Genomic DNA, 1,629 nt, shown 5'->3' on the forward strand with positions numbered 1-1,629 from the left:
TCGCCGTGCCAGTCCGTAAAGCCACTGCGCGACCCTCGGCGGCGGGTGTCCAGGCCCGCATCTGCTGCAGGGCCGCACGCGACCCCGCATCAGCCGCAGGCCAGCCACCCTTGCTCAGGACGCTCCGGGCTTGACGGCCTGTCCCGTCGCCCGTCTTGGCCGGTGGCAGGATGGGCTCAGGAAAACGCCACCTCCCTTTCTCTTTCGTCGCCGTCAGTGTGCTCGCCGCACGGGCAGGATGGGTCTAGGAAAACATCAAATACTCATTGAGTAATCAACAAGTAAAACCGCTTTTTCTTGGGCTTTATTTCCTCGGAAATGGCGGTTTTCTGCCGTTTTTCGTTGACTGAGACCAAGTAAAAACCTAATATCTATTCATGGACAGAGGCAATAGCGCCGAACAAGTCCAGTCGATACGTTCCCTAATTCTTGGAGGCTCTCATGGCTGGTTCCGTTAACAAAGTCATTCTCGTTGGCAACCTTGGTAAAGACCCGGAAGTCCGCAATACGCAGTCCGGGTCCAAGGTTGTGAGTTTTTCTCTGGCAACGTCTGACACCTGGAACGACCGGCAGAGCGGGGAGCGCCGTGAGCGCACCGAATGGCACCGTGTCGTCATCTTCAATGAGCGGGCTGGTGACGTCGCGGAGCGCTTCCTCCGCAAAGGCCGCAAGGTCTATCTCGAAGGCGAACTCCGCACCCGCAAATGGACCGGTCAGGACGGTCAGGAGCACTACACCACAGAGGTTGTTATTGACCGTTTCCGGGGTGAGCTGGTGCTGATCGACAGCAACCGGGGCAACAGCGATGAAGGCGAGGGCGGCTTTTCTGGTGGAAGCAGTGGCGGCCGGTCCGGTGGATCGTCTGGCAACGGAAACCGCAATGCGGGCTGGGACGCACCGGGCGGGAACGACCTCGATGACGAAATCCCATTTTGAGTGCCGGGAGAAGGAGCGTAGCGCCAGATGAACAAAGATCGCCTCATGGCGCTGCTGCCCCCGCCGCAGCGCTCCAAACACAAGGAAGACCGCTATAAGGCGATTGCCAGCGTCCTTCAGACATTCGCCCTCAGCGCGTGGGGGCTCGGTATCGTGACCCCACTCATCTCCGGGACAGGACCGTTGACCCCCATGCGTGCCGTCACCTGCTTTTTTCTGGGAGCCGCGCTTGAGGCAATTTCTTTGACTTTTCTGGCCTATATCCCCTATCCTGAGGACAAGACGGAGGCGAAAACCAATGGATAACGTGACCCAGAGTATCCTGTTTATTCTTCTTCCTGCCGCTGCTTTCACCATCGGTCTGGGGCTTGCGATCGGACCCATTGCGTCCCGGCTGGCAAAGCTGCGAACGTCCCATCAGTGATACCGACAGGCGGCCTCCGGGCCGCTTTTTTTTGTCCGCTCGTTTAGTTCAATCAGGCGGACGCGCCTCGCCGGCGCGAGCTTTGATGCCCCCAGTGCTCGCCCCCCACAGGGGGGGCTGCGCCAGGACAGAGAAAAAGACTAGACTGAGCCAATGTCACGAAACAACGCGATCCGCATCGGCGCTCTGGTCATTCAGGCGGCTGTTCTTCTCCTGATCTGGCAGGGATTTCTGCATCCAACCCGGGGAGGTCTGCTGGTGCTTGCCGT

General features: G+C 59.1%; 3 protein-coding genes. All 3 read left to right on the forward strand.

Features of this window, described 5'->3' with window-relative positions; all coding sequences use genetic code 11:
• The first annotated feature begins 441 nt into the window (after positions 1–441).
• Genes ssb through R5H23_RS16010 form a run of 3 tightly spaced genes read left to right on the forward strand, consistent with a single transcriptional unit; the run spans position 442 to position 1,360 of the window.
• Positions 442–936, forward strand: a complete 495-nt coding sequence (gene ssb / locus R5H23_RS16000) for a single-stranded DNA-binding protein (RefSeq protein WP_317216030.1) — start codon at positions 442–444, stop codon at positions 934–936.
• A gap of 27 nt (positions 937–963) precedes the next feature.
• Positions 964–1,242, forward strand: a complete 279-nt coding sequence (locus R5H23_RS16005; RefSeq protein ID WP_010505526.1) for a hypothetical protein — start codon at positions 964–966, stop codon at positions 1,240–1,242.
• On the forward strand, positions 1,235–1,360 hold the full coding sequence (locus R5H23_RS16010) for a hypothetical protein (RefSeq protein WP_256445269.1): 126 nt from the start codon (positions 1,235–1,237) through the stop codon (positions 1,358–1,360). The genes R5H23_RS16005 and R5H23_RS16010 overlap by 8 nt, the downstream gene beginning before the upstream one ends.
• Positions 1,361–1,629: the final 269 nt, after the last annotated feature.

The organism is Gluconobacter sp. GP1 (assembly GCF_032913585.1).
GTDB classification, from domain to species: Bacteria; Pseudomonadota; Alphaproteobacteria; order Acetobacterales; family Acetobacteraceae; genus Gluconobacter; species Gluconobacter cerinus.

What these genes read in the sequence shown, in the direction of transcription:
- ssb (WP_317216030.1), top strand. Translation starts at nt 442, where the DNA reads ATGGCTGGTTCCGTTAACAAAGTCATTCTCGTTGGCAACCTTGGTAAA.
- R5H23_RS16005 (WP_010505526.1), top strand. Translation starts at nt 964, where the DNA reads ATGAACAAAGATCGCCTCATGGCGCTGCTGCCCCCGCCGCAGCGCTCC.
- R5H23_RS16010 (WP_256445269.1), top strand. Translation starts at nt 1,235, where the DNA reads ATGGATAACGTGACCCAGAGTATCCTGTTTATTCTTCTTCCTGCCGCT.